This window comes from Photorhabdus viridis (assembly GCF_040256935.1).
GTDB classification, from domain to species: domain Bacteria; phylum Pseudomonadota; class Gammaproteobacteria; order Enterobacterales; family Enterobacteriaceae; genus Photorhabdus; species Photorhabdus viridis.
This window is the reverse complement of record NZ_JBEJZY010000519.1, coordinates 1-223: the sequence shown is the minus strand read 5'-3', so window position 1 is coordinate 223 and position 223 is coordinate 1. Positions and strand designations below refer to the sequence as shown.

The following is a 223-nucleotide window of genomic DNA, read 5'->3' as shown; positions in this document are numbered from 1 at the left end:
CCACCCATCAAAATGCTAAACTGACCAGTACTCACGGTCAGGTTAATTTTAAAGCGGTAAAAAACAGTACCTTTGCGCAAACGATTACCCATTCCAAAGGGTTCTACATCAGGCAAACAGATAAAGGCTACATTGAAAATACCTGGGTGCTTCCGACGATCCATCTCGGTGGAAAACTCACCGTAGAAGCAGCCAACGGTGTCAGCGCGGATATTAAAGCCCA

Annotated in this window: 1 protein-coding gene; it reads left to right on the top strand. The window is 45.7% G+C overall.

Annotated elements, in window-relative coordinates:
* The coding region (locus ABR397_RS25670; protein WP_350307923.1) for a hypothetical protein at positions 1-223 on the top strand (223 nt) is incomplete at both ends.